Genomic DNA, 18,685 nt, shown 5'->3' with positions numbered 1-18,685 from the left:
TTCGGCACCTACGAGGATGCGCTGCGAATGGTCGGCACGGCGAGCGAACCGCGAACCGCGCGGACCCCGGTCAGCGGCGCGCGCATCCAGCTGTTCGCCGCGACGGTTCACGACGGCAATCGTTCGTATTGGGACGCCGAGTTCGCCCGGCGGAGATGGGGAGGCCTGCTGGCCCCGCCGGCCCTGCTGATGGGATGGCTGATACCCCCGCCCTGGGAACCGGAGGGCCGACCGCCGGCGGCGTCGATGGTGCTTCGGGTTCCCTTGCCCGGCAACACATTCATCAACGCGGCCAACGACGTCGAATTTCCGGAGCCGATCATCGAGGGCGACCTGCTCACCGTCGTCGAGGAACTGGTGTCGGTGTCGCCGGAAAAGCGGACCCGGCTCGGTGTTGGTCATTTCGTCCAAACGCTGGAGACCTATCGTCGGCAGGACGGGACCGTCGTTGCCAGGTGCCGGAACACGCTATTCCGGTTCACCCCCGGGGAATCCGCGTGAGCGGCGATCTGGACTGGAACGACGTCAGCGTCCCCGCGGAGCTGCCCGAGGTGGTCGACCACATCAGCTACCAGCGGGTGGTGGAGAACGCCGGGGCAACATGGGACTACTTCCCGGGCCACTTCGACCCGGAATACGCTCGCGGCCAAGGAAACCCGACGATTTACGTCAACACCATGCACCTCGCGGGGTTCGCCGACCGCGTCGCAACCGATTGGGCGGGCCCGGGCAGTCGCGTGGTGCGCCGCTCGCTGCGGCTGGCCGGCTCGGTCTACGCCGGCGACACCATCACCGGCCGCGGCCGGGCGGTCGCCAAACGGCAGGACACGTCGGTGGATCCGCCGCGCCGGCTGGTCGACGTCGAGATCCAGGTGACCAATCAGCATGGCGCCCTGTGCTGTCCGGTCGAGCTCACGTTGCAGCTGCCCGGTGATTGACGCGGCCGCACTGCACCTGGCGGTCTGCCGGCGGTTCGGCGAGGGCGTCGCGTCGGCGGCTGGCCGATGGGAGCGTCGCTCCCCGTGCGACGAGTGGGACGCCCGCGCGGTGCTGGAGCACGTGATCGGTTTTCACGACGTGCTCGTGTTGCGCCCGCTGGGCTTGAAACCCGACCGGCCGCGGGAAGATCCGCAGTTGCGGTGGCAACTGACCTACGACGCGCTGAAGGAAGCCATGGATAACAACCCGGCGCCACCGGTGATGCCGAAACTGACCCGCGACGTGTTGGTGCACAGCTGGGACCTGGCCCGCGCGGTGGGGGCCGACGATCGGCTCGACCCCGGTTGGTGTGAGCTGTTCTTGGCCGACTTGCCCGCGGATTCGGAGGTCTTGCACTCGTCGGGAATGTTCAAAGGGCCGGTGGCCGTGCCCGCCGAAAGCGATGCGCAGGCAAGGCTTCTCGCGCTGCTCGGCCGCGACCCGTCGTGGTCGCACTGACGCGCCGAAAGTGAAGTGGTTGCGAAAAATCGCCCGATCTTTCGCAACCACTTCACTTTCGGCGCTACTCTAGCGGCGGCAGTTGCCCCTTGCAGACCAGCGTCTGAAGCTCGACGTACTCGTGCAGGCCCTCCGGGCCGAACTCGCGGCCGATGCCCGATTGCTTGAATCCGCCGAACGGGGCGCCGATGTCGAGCGTGTACATGTTGATGCCGTAGGTGCCGGTGCGGACACCCGCCGCGACCTCCAGGCCGTGCGCGATGTCTGCCGTCCACACCGAACCCGCCAGCCCGTAGTCGCTCTCGTTGGCGATCCGGATCGCGTCGTCCTCGTCACGGTAGCGCAGCACGGTCAACACCGGGCCGAAGATCTCCTCCCGGGCGATGCGCATGTCGTTGGTGGCGTCGGCGAACAGCGTGGGCCGCACGTACCAGCCGCGCTGGGCCGGGCTGTCTTCGCCGCCGAGGACCACGCGGGCGCCCTCGCTTTGGCCGGACCGGATGTAATCCTGGACGCGGCGCTGTTGTCGTTGGGCCACAAGCGGTCCGATGTCCGTCGACTCGTCGGCCGGGTCGCCGACGGTCAGCGACGACATCATGGCGGCCAGCGCGTCGACGATCTCGTCGTGCCGCCGATCGCTGACCAGGATCCGGGTCTGGGCGACGCAGGCCTGCCCGTTGTTCATCAGGCCGGCCGTCTTCAGCCCGGCCACCGTCTTGTCGATGTCGGCGTCGTCGAGGATGATCGCCGCCGACTTGCCGCCCAGTTCCAGGCTGTAGCGTTTCAGCTGCTCCCCGCACAGCGTGGCGATCCGGCGCCCGACGGCGCTGGAGCCGGTGAACGCGACCTTGTCCACGCCGGGGTGGCGCACCAGCGCCTCGCCGACGTCGGTGCCCCCGGGAAGCACGGAAACGACGCCCTCGGGCAGGCCGATCTGCTCGATCATCTCCGCCAACCACAAAGCGTCCAAAGGGGTTTCGGGCGCCGGCTTGACGATGACCGTGCAGCCCGCGATCAGGGCCGGGATCAGCTTGGGCATGATCAGGAATTGCGGCACGTTCCACGGCACGATCGCCGCGACCACCCCGACGGGCGCCCTGCGCAGGTGTACCTCGCCCAGCACGCCCTGGCGGCGCTCCGTCCAGGGAAAGTCGCGGGCGGTGGCCAGCGCGAGGTGGATCAGCGACGCCGCCGCGGCCGCCTGGCCGAGCCGGCTGAAGCTGCGCGGCGAGCCCATCTCGTCGGTGATCAGCTCTGCCATCTCGTCGAGGTGTCCGGCGTAGATCGCCGCGAGCTGTTCGACTTTGGCCATCCGGTCGGCGTGGCTCATCCGCGGCCAGGGGCCGTGGTCGAAAGCGTGCCGCGCCGCGGCGACGGCCGCGTCGACGTCCTCGGGCCCGGCCACCTGGACGTGGCCGACCGGCTCCTCGGAGTGGGGTGAGATCACGGCGAGCTGCTGCGGGTTGGCGGGCTTGCGCCACTGCCCCCCGATGAACAGTTCGTCGTAGTAACGATGGCCGGGATTTTCTGGCATCGGGGCACTTCCTCGGGGAATGGGACCGCGACCGCAACTTCGCTATTGACGCTAACATAGCGAAGAAAGCAGGATTGCGCCGTGGCAATGGCCCCAGGCGGAGACATGGACGACTGGCGCACCTACCCGTTTCGGTTGGTGCCCGGGGACAGCCAGCTGGATTTCCCCGCCGCCGAAGGCGAGCATCCCGACCAGGAGTCGGACACCTGGTTTCTCGCCGGGCAACTCGACGCCGCCGACAGCGGCCGCTCGTTCGCCTTCCTGACCATCTTCAACAAGAACCGGCCCGGGGGAACGATCGTCGCCGACTTCTACACGATGGCGCTGTTCGATCTGGACTCCGGCGACTACGGCACCTACACGGATTACGACATGCCGCCGGCCAACCTGGAACCGGGAGCGCAGCGCAAGCTCGCGATGGCCCAGGGTTATCTCGACCTCACCTACCACTGCGGCGCGGGAACCGCGTCGTGGATCGCCTGCCGCGACGCCGACGGGGAACTGCTGCCCTACACCTATCGGGTCAGCCTGGTCGGCGAGGACCAGCGCGGCCGGCCCATGCGACTGGATCTGGCCGTAACGCCAACGCGCGCACCGACACCGGTGGGCGCGTCGACCTACAACGGCAAGATATTCTGCTTCGGCCAGCCCGACACCTACTCGTATTTCCAGACCGGAATGGCGATGACCGGAACCCTGCGCTGGGGGGACGCGGTGGAGCAGGTGTCGGGCAGCGGCGGGCACATCGACCGGCAGTGGTTCCCGAAGTACGCCGGCGGCGGGGGAAGCGGGGGAGACCCGCGGGCCAGGTCGCACGAATGGCGCACGATCAATTTCGACAACGGCGTCGACCTGAGCATCTGGCGGCAGTTCGACCGCACGAACGGCAATGCGCTGCAGCCGTTCACCGGCGTGACGGCGAGCTACCCCGACCCGGCCATGCCGCCGACGTGCGCCGAAGACGTCGAGGTCACGGTCAGCAGCTACGTCCGATGGCCGGAATCGGTGCGGCCGCTGGTGCGTCCGCCCGCGCCGGCCCGATACCTGCCCGACCGCCACCGGATCACCTGCGCCACACTGCAACTCGACCTCGTCGGCGAGCCGCTGGTGCCGGCCCCCGCGCACGGCCTGCCGATCGAGTACATGGAGGGCCCGTACCGCTACCGCGGAACGCTGTGGGGCAAACCGGTGACCGGCTTCGCGTTCAACGAGCGTTCGCTGGCGCTGTACCGGGATTGGGAGCTGGTCGAGGTGCTGGCCACCACGGTCGCGGACGTCGCCCCAAGCCTGCAGGCGACGGTGGATGAGCTGGCGCCGTTGGTGGGTGCTGGCCGGCGCGACGAGGCCATTGAACTGTTGACCGGCGCGCGTCCCGGTGAAAATGACACGCTGGCAACCATTTTCGACGACCTTATCGCCGCACTGTCGGTCGATACTGCGCGCCGAGACTGACAATTTGCAGGTGTCTACTCGCACTTTCTCTGAAAAACTACAGTTTCGGCGTAGCTGAGCGTGCCAGCGCCTCGGCCCAGGTGACGTGGCGATGCTGCAGCCCCGGCTCGTTGCGGCCGAACCGCAATCGATCGCGGGCGCCCGACTCGAGGTTGGCCTGTAGGCCCTCGACCAGCCGGTAGTCCTCGTCGCGCACGGTGGCATGCGCGTACTCGAAGACGGCCTGCGCCCCGGCGGCCACGGATTCGTCGGACAGGTCCAGCGGCGTCGAGTTCTGGTGGACGGTGATGGACCGGCCCGGTCGGTCGCCCGGGTAGATGCGGAACAGCTCACCGTTGGCGATCGTCACCGACAGCACGATGTTGGGGAACAGCGCGTAGATCACGACCATGTTGTGGAAGGGATCCCACTGGTCTTCGGGAACGTTGTCCAATTCGAGAATCGTGTTGAGCGGGAATATCAACCGGTGATGCGGCCCGTACGCGTCGAAGACCGTGCAGTTGCTGCGCGCGATCCTGGCGAAGGTCTGCTGGTGGACAGTGGCGAAATGGTAGTTCTCGGCGAAGCTGTCGACCGCCAGCTTCCAGTTGATCGGGCAGTCAAGCACCTTCTCGCCCAGCGGAGACCATCGCCCGATGCCCCACGAGTCGAGTTCGTCGGCCAGCGGCCCCAGGTGCGCGGCGATGTCCAGGGTAGCGCCGGGATTCAGTGCCACCCAAAGGAATCCGGCGAATTCGGCGGCTGGAAGCTCGGTCAGGCCGTCGGACCTGACGGTGACGTCCGGGAAACCCTCGCGGCCCGGCAGCCCGACCAGCTTGCCGGTGTTGTCGTAGGTCCAGGCGTGATACGGGCAGGTGAATCGCTTGGCACTGCCGCAGCCCGTCACCACCCGTGACTGCCGGTGCAGGCAGACGTTGTCGAACGCCCTGACCGTCCCGTCGGACGCCCGGGTCAGCAGGACCGATCGCCCCATCACCGTCTTGGTGCAGTAGGCCCCGGCAGCGGGAAGCTCCGAGACGTAGCCGACCAGTTGGGGGGTCGCCAGCAGCAGGGCCCGGTCGCGGTCGTGTCGCTCGAGTGAGGTGTAGTCGGCCGCGTCGATCGTGTGCTCGCCCGGCGCGAGGTCGGTGGTCTTGTCGCGGGCGAGCTTCAGGGCCCGCCGGGTCAGGTCGATGAGCTGGTCGCGATCCATCTGAAAAGCCCCCTGCAATCGCGTTCGGTTCTCGGACTAGCTGTACTTCGCGCTAACTTTATTAACTTTATAGTGAAAGCAAGGCGTCGAGAACCGGCTATGCGGCGCTTGGGGCAGTCGGCACCGGCGTTGCGGCAATGTGATACACATGTGACTCCTGTGGCCAGTGTGTCTCCTGGTGTTTATGCCGTACCCTGTGGCTTGTGTCATCGGTTTCGCGACGTGACCTGCTCAAATTCGCGGCCGCCACCCCCGCCCTAGTCGGCCTGAGCGTGGCGGCGCCTACGTTGCACGCCGCGCCGGCCTCGGCGTCACTTGGCACCCTGCTGGACTATGCGGCCGGCGTCATCCCCGCCAGCCAGGTCAGGGCCGCGGGCGCCGTCGGCTCGATCAGGTACGTGTCCGACCGGCGCCCCGGCGGCAACTGGATGCTGGGCAAGCCGATCGGACTCGCCGAGGCGCATGACCTGAACAGCAACGGGCTGAAAATCGTGTCGTGCTACCAGTACGGCAAGGGCAGCACCGCCGACTGGCTGGGCGGCGCCGGCGCCGGCCTGCAGCACGCGCAGCGCGGCATGCAGTTGCACGCCGCCGCCGGTGGCCCGGCCAGCGCCCCGATCTACGCGTCGATCGACGACGATCCGTCCTATGAGCAGTACAAAAGCCAGATTGTCCCGTACCTGCGGTCTTGGGAGTCCGTCGTCGGGCATCAGCGGACGGGCGTTTACGCCAATTCGAAGACGATCGACTGGGCGCTGCACGACGGCCTGGGCTCGTATTTCTGGCAGCACAACTGGGGCTCGCCGAAGGGGTTCACCCATCCGGCCGCGCATTTGCACCAGGTCGAGATCGATAAGCGCAGCGTCGGCGGGGTCGGGGTGGACATCAACGAAATCCTCAAGCCGCAATTCGGGCAGTGGGTCTAGTCATCCCGCGCCGACCCGGAGGCGCCCCGGCCCGCTGATCGGGTCCCATCGGGCCCCGGCGTCGCCCGCTCCAGCAAACACTCGTTCGCCGTTGCTCGGGCGGCGCTGCCGCGGAAAATCGCGCGACGGCCCGCCGAACGCGCCGCCGGGCGCTCGTCGGAGCCCGAATTTTTAACATAACGATTTGATAACAAAACTGCCTTAACCAGCGCAGTTATGGCTACTCGACCGTAACCACCTGCATGCAGGACGTTTGTTTGCGGCGCTCGCGGCCTCGGGTGAACGCGGTGTTACCCACAACACGGTTACCCATGCGTAGAACTCACCAGTAACTGCTCAACATGCAAAAAGGGCACTGATCCTTATGACACTCTTAGTGCAGCCGATGCAGTCCGTCGCGCCGTTCGGCCCAGGGGGCGGCCCGCCGACACGACACCGGTCAGCCGTTTCTCGGCTGCGATTCGACGGGGAATCGAAACGACGGGTCCCGCAGGCCGGTGCGGAACCGGCCGAGCGAACCGATACGTAAAGACGCATACAGGGGAGACATAGAAGGTGACGATCCACGAGCACGACAGGGTGTCCGCTGACCGCGACGGGAACATCCCGCACAGCACCCATGCTCTGGTCGACCGCCTGACGGCCGGTGAGCCGTACGCCGTCGCCTTCGGCGGCCAGGGGAGCGCCTGGCTGGAGACCCTGGAGGAACTCGTCTCGTCGGCCGGGATCGAAACCGACCTGGCGACACTGGTCGGCGAGGTGGAGCTGCTGCTCGAGCCGGTGGCCAAGGAGCTGGTCGTGGTGCGCCCGATCGGTTTCGAGCCGCTGCAGTGGGTCCGCGCGCTGGCGGCCGGCGACCCGGTTCCCTCGGAGAAGCACCTGACGTCGGCCGCGGTGTCGATACCGGGCGTGCTGCTCACCCAGGTTGCGGCCGGGCGTGCCCTGGCGCGCCAGGGTATGGACTGGGTCGCGACACCTCCGGTGGCCGTCGCCGGGCATTCGCAGGGTGTGCTGGCCGTCGAGGCGTTCAAGGCGGCGGGCGCGCGCGACGCAGAGTTGCTGGCGATGGCCCAGCTGATCGGTGCGGCCGGGACGCTGGTGGCGCGTCGGCGCGGCATTTCCGTCCTCGGTGATCGTCCGCCGATGGTGTCGGTCACCAACGCCGACCCCGAGCGCATCCGCCTGCTACTCGACGAGTTCGCCCAGGACGTTCGCACCGTGCTGCCGCCGGTGCTGTCGATCCGCAACGGCCGGCGCTCGGTCGTGATCACCGGCACCCCGGAGCAGCTGTCCCGATTCGAGCTCTACTGCCAGCAGATCTCCGAGAAAGAGGAGGCCGACCGCAAGAACAAGGTCCGCGGCGGCGACGTCTTCGCGCCCGTCTTCGATCCCGTGCAGGTGGAGGTGGGCTTCCACACGCCGCGGCTGGCCGACGGCATCGACATCGTCGGCGGCTGGGCCGAGAAGGTCGGCCTCGACGTCGCGCTGGCCCGCGAGCTGACCGAGGCGATCCTGGTGCGCGGGGTCGACTGGGTGGACGAGATCAACCGGGTGCACGAGGCCGGCGCGCGCTGGATCATCGACCTGGGGCCTGGCGACATCCTCACCCGGCTGACCGCGCCGGTGATCCGCGGCCTGGGCATCGGCATCGTGCCGGCGGCGACCCGCGGCGGTCAGCGCAACCTGTTCACCGTCGGGGCCACCCCCGAGGTCGCCCGGGCCTGGTCGAGCTACGCCCCGACCGTGGTCCGCCTTCCCGACGGCAGGGTCAAGCTGTCGACGAAGTTCACCCGGCTGACCGGGCGGTCGCCGATCCTGCTGGCCGGCATGACCCCGACCACCGTCGACGCCAAGATCGTCGCCGCGGCGGCCAACGCGGGTCACTGGGCCGAGCTGGCCGGCGGCGGGCAGGTCACCGAGGAGATCTTCGCCAACCGGATCGAGGAGATGTCCGGCTTGCTCGAGGACGGCCGCACCTACCAGTTCAACGCGCTGTTCCTCGACCCGTACCTGTGGAAGCTGCAGGTCGGCGGCAAGCGCCTGGTGCAAAAGGCCCGCCAATCCGGCGCGGCGATCGACGGCCTGGTGATCAGCGCCGGCATCCCGGATCTCGAGGAAGCCGTCGAGCTGATCGACGAGCTCAACGACGTCGGCATCAGCCACGTCGTGTTCAAGCCGGGCACCGTCGAGCAGATCCGCGCCGTCATCCGCATCGCGACCGAGGTGCCCACCAAGCCCGTGATCGCGCACGTCGAGGGCGGGCGCGCGGGCGGCCACCACTCCTGGGAGGACCTCGACGACCTGTTGCTGGCGACCTACTCGGAGCTGCGGTCGCGCCCCAACATCACCGTCTGCGTCGGCGGCGGCATCGGCACCCCCGAACGGGCGGCCGAATACCTGTCCGGCCGCTGGGCGCAGTCCTACGGCTTCCCGCTGATGCCGATCGACGGCATCCTGGTCGGCACCGCTGCCATGGCCACGCTGGAATCCACCACGTCGCCGTCGGTCAAGCGCATGCTGGTCGAGACGCAGGGCACCGACCAGTGGATCAGCGCCGGAAAAGCCCAGGGCGGCATGGCTTCCAGCCGCAGCCAGCTCGGCGCGGACATCCACGAGATCGACAACGCCGCCTCGCGCTGCGGCCGGCTGCTCGACGAGGTCGCCGGCGACGCGGAGGCGGTCGCGGAGCGTCGCGACGAGATCATCGCGGCCATGGCCAACACGGCCAAGCCGTACTTCGGTGACGTCGCCGAGATGACCTACCTGCAGTGGCTGCGGCGCTACGTGGAGCTGACCATCGGCGAGGGCAACTCGACGGCCGACACCGCCTCGCCCGGCAGCCCCTGGCTGGCCGACACCTGGCGCGACCGCTTCCAGCAGATGCTGCAGCGCGCCGAGGCGCGTTTGCACGCAAAGGATTTCGGGCCGATCGAGACCCTGTTCAACGACGACGGGTTGCTGGAGACTCCCGACCGCGCCATCGACACGCTGCTGCAGCACTACCCCGACGCCGAATCCGTGCAACTGCATCCGGCCGATGTGCCGTTCTTCGTCACGCTGTGCAAGACGCTGGGCAAGCCGGTCAACTTCGTGCCCGTCATCGACAAGGACGTCCGGCGCTGGTGGCGCAGCGACTCGCTGTGGCAGGCACACGACGCCCGCTACGAGGCCGACCAGGTGTGCATCATCCCGGGCACCGCGTCGGTCGCCGGCATCACCCGGATGGACGAACCCGTCGGTGAGCTGCTCGACCGCTTCGAGCAGGCCGCCATCGACGAGGTGCTTGCCGGCGGGGCGGAGCCGACGGCCGTGCGGTCGCGCCGGCTGGGCCGCCCCGACGTGACCGGGCCGCTGGCCGTCGTGCTCGACGCCCCCGACGTGATGTGGGCCGGGCGCACCACCACCAACCCCGTCCATCGCATCGCCGACCCGGCCGACTGGCTGGTGCACTCAGGCTCTGAAGGAGCCGAAAGCCCGCGCGCCACACACTCATCCACCGGCGCGCGGCTGCAGGTCACGTCCGACGACGGCGCCGGCACCGAGCAGGTCGTGCTCAGCGTGCCCGTGTCCGGCGTCTGGGTCGAGATCCCATTCACGTTGCCCGCCAACACACTTGACGGCGGCATCCCGGTGGTGTCCACCGAGGCCGCCACCACCGCCATGCGCGCGGTCCTGGCGATCGCCGCCGGCGTCGACGGGCCGGAGCTGCTGCCCCGGGTCGTCGAGGGGACCGCGACCGTCACTGTCGACTGGGATCCCGAGCGCGTCGCCGACCACACCGGGGTCACGGCCACCTTCGGTGAGCCGCTGGCGCCCAGCCTCACCACCGTGCCGGACGCGCTCGTAGGCCTTTGCTGGCCCGCGGTTTTCGCGGCCATCGGCTCCGCGGTCACCGACGCCGGTGTCCCGGTGGTCGAGGGGCTGCTGAGCCTGGTGCACCTGGACCACGCCGTCCACATGGTCGGCGCGCTGCCGAGGGATCCGGCCCAATTGACGATCAGCGCAACGGCTTCTCCGGCGACCGACACGGAGATGGGCCGCGTTGTCCCGGTCTCGGTGACCATCAGGGGCGCGTCCGACGCCGACGGCGCTGTGATCGCCACCCTCGCCGAGCGGTTCGCGATCCTCGGGCGCACCGGAGCCGCGGAACTCGCCGACCCGGTCCGGGCCGGCGGCGCGGTCTCCGAGAACGCCACCGACACCCCGCGCCGTCGCCGCCGCGACGTCACGCTGACCGCGCCGGTCGACATGCGCCCGTTCGCGGTGGTGTCCGGTGACCACAACCCGATTCACACCGACCGGGCGGCCGCGCTGCTGGCCGGCCTGGAATCGCCCATCGTGCACGGCATGTGGTTGTCGGCCGCCGCGCAGCACGCGGCGACCGCAACCGACGGTCAAGCCCGCCCGCCGGCCCGGCTGATCGGCTGGACCGCCCGGTTCCTGGGCATGGTCCGTCCGGGTGACGAGGTCGACTTCCGCGTCGACCGCGTCGGGATCGACCAGGGCGCAGAGGTTTTGGAGGTGGCCGCGCGCATCGGATCGGATCTGGTGATGTCGGCCACGGCGCGGCTGGCCGCGCCCAAGACGGTCTATGCGTTCCCCGGCCAGGGCATCCAGCACAAGGGCATGGGCATGGAGGTGCGGGCCCGGTCCAAGGCCGCCCGCAAGGTATGGGACCGCGCCGACAAGTTCACCCGCGACACGCTGGGCTTCTCGGTGCTGCACGTGGTGCGCGACAACCCGACCAGCATCATCGCCAACGGCGTGCACTACAACCACCCCGAGGGCGTGCTCTACCTGACGCAGTTCACCCAGGTCGCGATGGCGACGGTGGCCGAGGCCCAGGTCGCCGAGATGCGCGAGCAGGGCGCCTTCGTCGAAGGCGCCATCGCGTGCGGCCACTCCGTCGGCGAGTACACGGCGCTGGCCTGCGTGACGGGCATCTACGAGCTGGAAGCCTTGCTGGAGATGGTGTTTCACCGCGGCTCGAAGATGCACGACATCGTGCCGCGCGACGACCTGGGCCGCTCCAACTACCGGTTGGCCGCGATCCGGCCCTCGCAGATCGACCTGCCCGACGACGAGGTTCCCGCATTCGTGGCCGGAATCGCCGAGAGCACAGGCGAATTCCTGGAGATCGTGAACTTCAACCTGCGCGGCTCGCAGTACGCGATCGCCGGCACGGTGCGCGGTTTGGAAGCGCTGGAGGCCGAGGTCGAACGCCGCCGCGAGCTCAGCGGCGGGCGGCGCTCGTTCATCCTGGTGCCCGGCATCGACGTGCCGTTCCACTCGCGGGTGCTGCGGGTCGGGGTCGCCGAGTTCCGCCGTTCGCTGGAGCGGGTCATGCCGCGCGACAAGGATCCCGACATCATCATCGGGCGCTACATCCCGAACCTGGTGCCGCGGCCGTTCACGCTGGACCGCGACTTCATCCAGGAGGTCCGGGATCTGGTGCCCGCCGAGCCGCTCGACGAGATCCTCGCCGACTACGACACCTGGCGTAACGAGAAGCCGCGTGAGCTCGCCCGCAAACTGTTGATCGAGCTGCTGGCGTGGCAGTTCGCCAGCCCGGTGCGCTGGATCGAAACCCAGGACCTGTTGTTCATCGAGGAGGCCGCGGGTGGCCTGGGCGTGGAGCGGTTCGTGGAGATCGGCGTGAAGTCGGCGCCGACCGTCGCCGGGCTGGCCACCAATACCCTCAAGCTGCCCGAATATGCCCACAGCACAGTCGAAGTGCTCAACGCCGAGCGCGACGCGGCGGTGCTGTTCGCCACCGACACCGACCCCGAGCCGGAGCCCGAAGACGAGCCCAGTACGGCCGCGCCGGAAGCCGCCGCCGTCGAGGCCGCTCCGGCGGCCCCTTCCGCTGCGCCGACGGCTCCGTCGGGCGGGGCTCGGCCCGACGACATCGCGTTCGACGCCGCCGACGCGACCCTGGCGCTGATCGCGCTGTCGGCCAAGATGCGCATCGACCAGATCGAGGAACTCGACTCCATTGAGTCCATCACCGACGGTGCGTCGTCGCGGCGCAACCAGCTGCTGGTGGACCTCGGCTCGGAATTGAACCTGGGCGCCATCGACGGCGCCGCCGAGGCCGACCTGGCCGGACTGCGGTCCCAGGTCACCAAGCTGGCGCGCACGTACAAGCCTTATGGCCCAGTGCTTTCCGACGCCATCAACGATCAGCTGCGTACGGTCCTGGGTCCGTCGGGCAAGCGACCCGCCGCCATCGCCGAGCGCGTCAAGAAGACCTGGGAGCTCGGCGACGGCTGGGCCAAGCACGTCACGGTCGAGGTCGCGCTGGGAACGCGCGAGGGAACCAGCGTTCGTGGCGGCGCGATGGGCCACCTGCACGAGGGCGCGTTGGCCGACGCCGCCTCCGTGGACAAGGTCATCGACGCCGCGGTCGCGTCGGTCGCCGCGCGCCGCGGCATTTCGGTGGCGCTGCCGTCGGCGGGCGGCGGTGGCGGTGCGACCATCGACGCGGCCGCGCTGAGCGAGTTCACCGACCAGATCACCGGTCGCGACGGGGTGCTCGCCTCGGCGGCGCGCCTGATCCTGGGCCAGCTGGGCCACGACGACCCGGTGAGCGCGTTGCCGGCGGCCACCGACGCCGAACTCATCGACCTGGTCACCCTCGAATTGGGCGCGGACTGGCCGCGCCTGGTGGCGCCGGTGTTCGACGCCAAGAAGGCCGTCCTGTTCGACGACCGCTGGGCCAGCGCCCGTGAGGACCTGGTCAAGCTGTGGCTCGCCGACGAGGGCGACATCGACGCGGACTGGGCGCGGCTCTCCGAGAGGTTCGAGGGCACCGGGCATGTCGTGGCCACCCAGGCCACCTGGTGGCAGGGCAAGGCGCTGGCCGCGGGCCGTCAGGTCCACGCATCGCTGTACGGCCGGATCGCCGCCGGCGCCGAGAACCCGGACCCCGGCCCCTACAGCAGCGAAATCGCCGTCGTGACAGGCGCTTCCAAGGGCTCGATCGCGGCATCGGTCGTCGCGCGACTGCTCGACGGCGGCGCGACCGTCATCGCAACGACCTCGAAGCTCGACGACGAGCGGCTGGCGTTCTACCGGTCGCTGTACCGCGACCACGCCCGCTACGGCGCCGCCCTGTGGGTGGTCGCCGCCAACATGGCGTCCTACTCCGACATCGATGCCCTGGTCGAATGGGTCGGCACCGAGCAGATCGAAAGCCTTGGGCCACAGTCGATTCACATCAAGGACGCGCAGACCCCGACGCTGCTGTTCCCGTTCGCGGCCCCGCGGGTGGTCGGCGACCTGTCGGAGGCCGGTTCGCGCTCCGAGATGGAGATGAAGGTGCTGCTGTGGGCGGTGCAACGGCTGATCGGCGGGCTGTCGAAGATCGGCTCCGAGCGCGACATCGCGTCGCGGCTGCACGTGGTGCTGCCCGGGTCGCCCAACCGCGGAATGTTCGGCGGTGACGGCGCCTACGGCGAGGCCAAGTCGGCACTGGACGCGCTGGTGAGCCGCTGGCACGCCGAGTCGTCGTGGGCGGCGCGAGTCAGCCTGGCGCACGCGCTGATTGGCTGGACGCGGGGCACCGGGTTGATGGGGCACAACGACGCCATCGTCGACGCCGTCGAACAGGCCGGCGTCACCACCTACTCCACCGACGAGATGGCCGCGATGCTGCTCGGCCTGTGCGACGTGGAGTCCAAGGTCGCCGCGGCGGCCAAGCCCATCGAGGCGGACCTGACCGGCGGGCTCGGCGAGGCCGACCTCGACATGGCCGAGTTGGCCGCCAAGGCCCGCGAGGAGATGTCGGCCGAGGCGGTTTCCGACGACGAGTCAACCGAGGGCACCATCGCCGCGCTGCCGTCGCCGCCGCGCGGTTACACCCCGGCGCCGCCCCCGCAATGGGACGACCTCGACGTCGACCCGGCCGACCTGGTGGTGATCGTCGGCGGCGCCGAACTCGGCCCGTACGGTTCGTCGCGCACCCGGTTCGAGATGGAGGTCGACAACGAGCTGTCGGCGGCCGGAGTGCTCGAGCTGGCGTGGACCACCGGGCTGGTGCGCTGGGAGGACGACCCCCAACCGGGTTGGTACGACACCGAATCCGGTGAGCTGGTCGACGAGTCGGAACTGGTCGAGCGCTACCACGACACGGTCGTGCAGCGCTGCGGCATTCGCGAGTTCGTCGACGACGGCGCGATCGACCCCGATCACGCGTCCCCGTTGCTGGTGTCGGTGTTCCTGGACAAGGACTTCGCCTTCGTGGTGTCGTCGGAGGCCGATGCTCGCGCGTTCGTCGAGTTCGACCCCGAGCACACCGTCATCCGGCCGGTGCCCGACTCGACCGACTGGCAGGTGATCCGCAAGGCCGGCACCGAGATCCGGGTTCCGCGCAAGACCAAGCTGTCGCGCGTCGTCGGCGCCCAGATTCCGACCGGGTTCGACCCGACGGTGTGGGGCATCAGCCCCGACATGGCGAGTTCCATTGACCGGGTGGCGTTGTGGAACATTGTCGCGACCGTCGATGCGTTCCTGTCTGCAGGATTCAGCCCGGCCGAAGTGATGCGCTACGTGCATCCGAGCCAGGTGGCAAGCACGCAGGGCACCGGGATGGGCGGCATGACGTCCATGCAGACCATGTATCACGGCAACCTGTTGGGCCGGAACAAGCCGAACGACATCCTGCAGGAAGTGCTGCCGAATGTTGTTGCCGCGCACGTGGTTCAGTCCTATGTCGGCAGCTACGGATCGATGATCCACCCGGTGGCGGCCTGCGCCACGGCGGCGGTGTCGGTCGAGGAGGGCGTCGACAAGATCCGGCTGGGCAAGGCCGAACTGGTGGTGGCCGGCGGCCTGGATGACCTGACGCTGGAGGCCATCATCGGCTTCGGTGACATGGCGGCCACCGCCGACACCGCGATGATGCGCGGCCGCGGCATCGACGACTCGAAGTTCTCCCGGCCCAACGACAGGCGCCGGTTGGGCTTCGTCGAGGCCCAGGGTGGGGGGACCATCCTGCTGGCGCGTGGCGATCTGGCGCTCAAGATGGGCCTGCCGGTGCTCGCGGTGGTGGCGTTCGCGCAGTCGTTCGGCGACGGCGTGCACACCTCGATTCCGGCGCCCGGCCTGGGCGCGCTGGCCGCGGGCCGCGGCGGCCAGGACTCCCCGCTGGCGCGCGCGCTGGCCAAGCTGGAGGTGGGCGCCGACGACGTCGCGGTGGTCTCCAAACACGACACTTCGACGTTGGCCAACGATCCCAACGAGACCGAGCTGCACGAGCGGCTGGCGGACTCGTTGGGCCGCTCCGAGGGCGCCCCGCTGTTCGTCGTGTCGCAGAAGAGCCTCACCGGCCACGCCAAGGGCGGCGCGGCGGTCTTCCAGATGATGGGCCTGTGCCAGATGCTGCGCGACGGGGTGATCCCGCCCAACCGCAGCCTGGATTGCGTCGACGACGAGCTGGCCGGCTCAGCGCACTTCGTGTGGGTGCGCGACACGCTGCGGCTCGGCGGGAGGTTCCCGCTCAAGGCCGGCTTGGTGACCAGCCTCGGGTTCGGCCACGTGTCCGGGTTGGTCGCGCTGGTCCACCCGCAGGCGTTCATCGCCGCGCTGGACCCGGATCAGCGCGAGGCCTACCAGCGGCGCGCACAGGCACGCCTGCTGGCCGGCCAGCGCCGGCTGGCCTCGGCCATCGCCGGCGGTGCGCCGATGTACGAGCGGCCGGCGGACCGTCGCTTCGACCACCACGCTCCGGAGAAGCGGCAGGAGGCGGCGATGCTGCTGAATCCGGACGCCCGGCTGGGTGATGACGAGGCCTACGAGGTCCCTGCCGGATGACCCCGGTCGTCCGTTAACCTGGCCTGCCATGGGCATCGTCGGTGTGGGGATCGACCTCGTCTCCATCCCTGATTTCGCCGAGCAGGTCGACCAGCCGGGAACCGTGTTCTCCGAGACGTTCACCCCGGGTGAGCGCCGCGACGCCTCGGACAAGAGTTCGTCGGCGGCGCGTCACCTGGCGGCGCGCTGGGCCGCGAAGGAGGCGGTGATCAAGGCTTGGTCGGGATCACGGTTCGCCCAGCGCCCGGTGTTGCCGGAGGACATCCACCGCGACATCGAGGTGGTCACCGACATGTGGGGGCGGCCGCGGGTGCGGCTGACCGGGGACATCGCCACGCATCTGGCCGACGTGACGATCCATGTGTCGCTGACGCACGAGGGCGATACCGCCGCCGCGGTCGCCATCCTGGAGACCCCCTAGCGCGAACAGACGCAAAAGCACCACGACACGCCGGAAAAGAGGGGCTTTTATGTCTGCTCGCGAGATCACCGAGCGCGTCCGCGACGTGTTGCCGTCGGTGCGCCGCGACCTCGAGGACCTGGTGCGCATCGAATCGGTGTGGGCCGACCCCGGCCGCCGCGACGAGGTACACCGCAGCGCCCAAGCGGTGGCGGACCTGTTGTCGCAGGCGGGTTTTGACGACGTGCGGATCGTCAGCGAGGGCGGCGCCCCCGCGGTCATCGCCCGGCACCCGGCGCCCGCGGGTGCGCCCACCGTGCTGTTGTATGCCCACCACGACGTCCAGCCCGAGGGTGACCGCGGCCAGTGGACGTCCCCGCCCTTCGAGCCCACCGAACGCGGCGGCCGGCTCTACGGCCGCGGCAGCGCCGACGACAAGGCCGGTATCGCAACGCATTTGGCGGCGTTCCGCGCGCATGGGGGCCAACCGCCGGTCGGTGTGACCGTCTTCGTCGAGGGCGAGGAGGAATCCGGATCGCCGTCACTGGGCCGGCTGCTGGCGGCCCATCGCGACGCGCTGGCCGCCGACGTGATCGTGATCGCCGACTCGGACAACTGGAGCGTCGCCGCCCCGGCGTTGACGGTGTCGCTGCGCGGCCTGGTCGACTGCGTGGTCGAGGTCGCCACGCTCGACCACGGGCTGCACTCCGGCCTGTGGGGCGGCGTCGTGCCCGATGCGCTGAGCGCGCTGGTACGGCTGTTGGCCAGCCTGCACGACGACGACGGCAACGTCGCCGTCGCCGGCTTGCACGAAAGTACCGCCGCGCCGGTCGATTACCCGGCCGAGCGGGTGCGCGCCGAATCCGGCTTGCTGGACGGGGTGTCCGAGATCGGCTCGGGCCCGGTGCCGCAGCGGCTGTGGGCCAAGCCGGCGATCACCGTGATCGGCATCGACACCACATCGGTTGCGGCGGCGTCGAACACGCTGATCCCGCGGGCCCGGGCCAAGGTCAGCATGCGCCTCGCGCCGGGCGGCGACGCGGAAGCGCATCTGGAAGCGTTGACCGCTCATCTGCGGCAACATGCCCCCTGGGGCGCGCAGGTGACCGTCACCCCCGGCGAGCTCGGCCAGCCCTACGCCATCGACGCCAGCGGCCCGGTCTACGACGCCGCGCGGGCGGCGTTTCGCCAGGCATGGGGCGTCGAGCCGATCGACATGGGCATGGGCGGCTCGATCCCGTTCATCGCCGAGTTCGCGGCCGCATTCCCGCAGGCGAAGATCCTCGTCACCGGCGTCGAAGACCCGGCGACCCAGGCGCACAGCATCAACGAGAGCCTGCACCTTGGCGTGCTGGAACGCGCGGCCACGGCCGAGGCGCTGCTGCTCGCCAACCTCGCCGAGCGAGGGATCTAGACCGACAGGTCGCGCCGAAGTTTCGCGACGTGGCCGGTGGCCTTCACGTTGTACTGCGCGACGGCGATCTTGCCGTTCTCGTCGACCACGAAGGTGGAACGAATCACGCCCTGGACGGTCTTGCCGTACATCTGCTTCTCGCCGTAGGCGCCCCAGGCCGTCAGCACCTTGCGGTCGGGATCCGACAGCAGCGGGAACGTCAGTTTCTCCTTGTCCCGAAACTTCGCCAGCTTCTCCGGCTTGTCGGGGGAGATGCCGATGACGTCGAGTCCGGCGTCGTTGAGTTCGTGCAGGTTGTCGCGGAAGTCGCAGGCCTGCTTGGCGCAGCCCGGGGTCATCGCCGCCGGATAGAAGTACACGACGACGCGGCGCCCCCGGTAGTCGGACAGCTTCACGGTCTTGCCGTCGGCGTCGGGCAGGCTGAAGGCGGGCGCTTTGTCGCCCGGGGCAAGCCGCTTGGTCTCGGTCAACATGGGTCCTTTCTGTTCACTCCGATCGTGGGGTCATCGTCGGCTGA

At 69.3% G+C, this 18,685-nt stretch carries 11 protein-coding genes; 8 read left to right on the top strand and 3 right to left on the bottom strand.

Annotated features, from left to right (window positions below):
• Positions 1-27 precede the first annotated feature (27 nt).
• Genes OQ968_RS06995 through OQ968_RS06985 form a run of 3 tightly spaced genes read left to right on the top strand, consistent with a single transcriptional unit; the run spans position 28 to position 1,437 of the window.
• Positions 28-501 carry an FAS1-like dehydratase domain-containing protein gene (locus OQ968_RS06995; protein ID WP_324676652.1) on the top strand — a complete coding sequence of 158 codons (474 nt, stop codon included), beginning with the start codon at positions 28-30 and terminating at the stop codon, positions 499-501.
• A complete protein-coding gene (locus OQ968_RS06990) occupies positions 498-938 on the top strand; it encodes a MaoC family dehydratase (protein ID WP_324676075.1) in 441 nt (146 codons plus the stop codon). The genes OQ968_RS06995 and OQ968_RS06990 overlap by 4 nt, the downstream gene beginning before the upstream one ends.
• Complete coding sequence (locus OQ968_RS06985; RefSeq protein WP_324676073.1) at positions 931-1,437, top strand: hypothetical protein; 507 nt, start codon at positions 931-933, stop codon at positions 1,435-1,437. The genes OQ968_RS06990 and OQ968_RS06985 overlap by 8 nt, the downstream gene beginning before the upstream one ends.
• Before the next feature lie 64 nt (positions 1,438-1,501).
• Here OQ968_RS06985 and OQ968_RS06980 read toward each other — a convergent pair whose 3' ends face one another.
• Entirely contained in the window at positions 1,502-2,971 is a 1,470-nt protein-coding gene (locus OQ968_RS06980; RefSeq protein ID WP_324676071.1) for an aldehyde dehydrogenase, read from the bottom strand.
• Positions 2,972-3,058: 87 nt separating this feature from the next.
• Between OQ968_RS06980 and OQ968_RS06975 the strand changes: the two genes are divergently transcribed.
• Complete coding sequence (locus OQ968_RS06975; protein ID WP_420715860.1) at positions 3,059-4,423, top strand: secreted hydrolase; 1,365 nt, start codon at positions 3,059-3,061, stop codon at positions 4,421-4,423.
• 37 nt (positions 4,424-4,460) lie between these two features.
• Here the strand turns inward: OQ968_RS06975 and OQ968_RS06970 are convergent, their stop codons facing one another.
• A complete protein-coding gene (locus tag OQ968_RS06970) occupies positions 4,461-5,615 on the bottom strand; it encodes an aromatic ring-hydroxylating oxygenase subunit alpha (protein WP_324676069.1) in 1,155 nt (384 codons plus the stop codon).
• A 203-nt stretch (positions 5,616-5,818) separates the two neighbouring features.
• Between OQ968_RS06970 and OQ968_RS06965 the strand changes: the two genes are divergently transcribed.
• The 4 genes from OQ968_RS06965 (at position 5,819) to OQ968_RS06950 (ending at position 18,168) form a co-directional block, all read left to right on the top strand.
• Entirely contained in the window at positions 5,819-6,541 is a 723-nt protein-coding gene (locus tag OQ968_RS06965) for a DUF1906 domain-containing protein (RefSeq protein WP_324676068.1), read from the top strand.
• Between the two features lie 555 nt (positions 6,542-7,096).
• On the top strand, positions 7,097-16,354 hold the full coding sequence (locus OQ968_RS06960) for a polyketide synthase (protein WP_324676066.1): 9,258 nt from the start codon (positions 7,097-7,099) through the stop codon (positions 16,352-16,354).
• Positions 16,355-16,382: 28 nt separating this feature from the next.
• Positions 16,383-16,775: a holo-ACP synthase gene (locus tag OQ968_RS06955; RefSeq protein ID WP_324676064.1), complete on the top strand. Its 393-nt coding sequence runs from the start codon at positions 16,383-16,385 to the stop codon at positions 16,773-16,775.
• A 49-nt stretch (positions 16,776-16,824) separates the two neighbouring features.
• On the top strand, positions 16,825-18,168 hold the full coding sequence (locus OQ968_RS06950; protein WP_324676062.1) for a dipeptidase: 1,344 nt from the start codon (positions 16,825-16,827) through the stop codon (positions 18,166-18,168).
• Here OQ968_RS06950 and bcp read toward each other — a convergent pair.
• A complete protein-coding gene (bcp, locus tag OQ968_RS06945) occupies positions 18,165-18,638 on the bottom strand; it encodes a thioredoxin-dependent thiol peroxidase (protein ID WP_324676648.1) in 474 nt (157 codons plus the stop codon). The two genes, OQ968_RS06950 and bcp, sit on opposite strands and share 4 nt — an antisense overlap.
• Positions 18,639-18,685: the final 47 nt, after the last annotated feature.

The organism is Mycobacterium sp. 663a-19, assembly GCF_035616495.1.
GTDB lineage: Bacteria > Actinomycetota > Actinomycetes > Mycobacteriales > Mycobacteriaceae > Mycobacterium.
The sequence above is the reverse complement of the archived record's forward strand: the minus strand, read 5'-3'. Positions and strand labels throughout refer to the sequence as shown.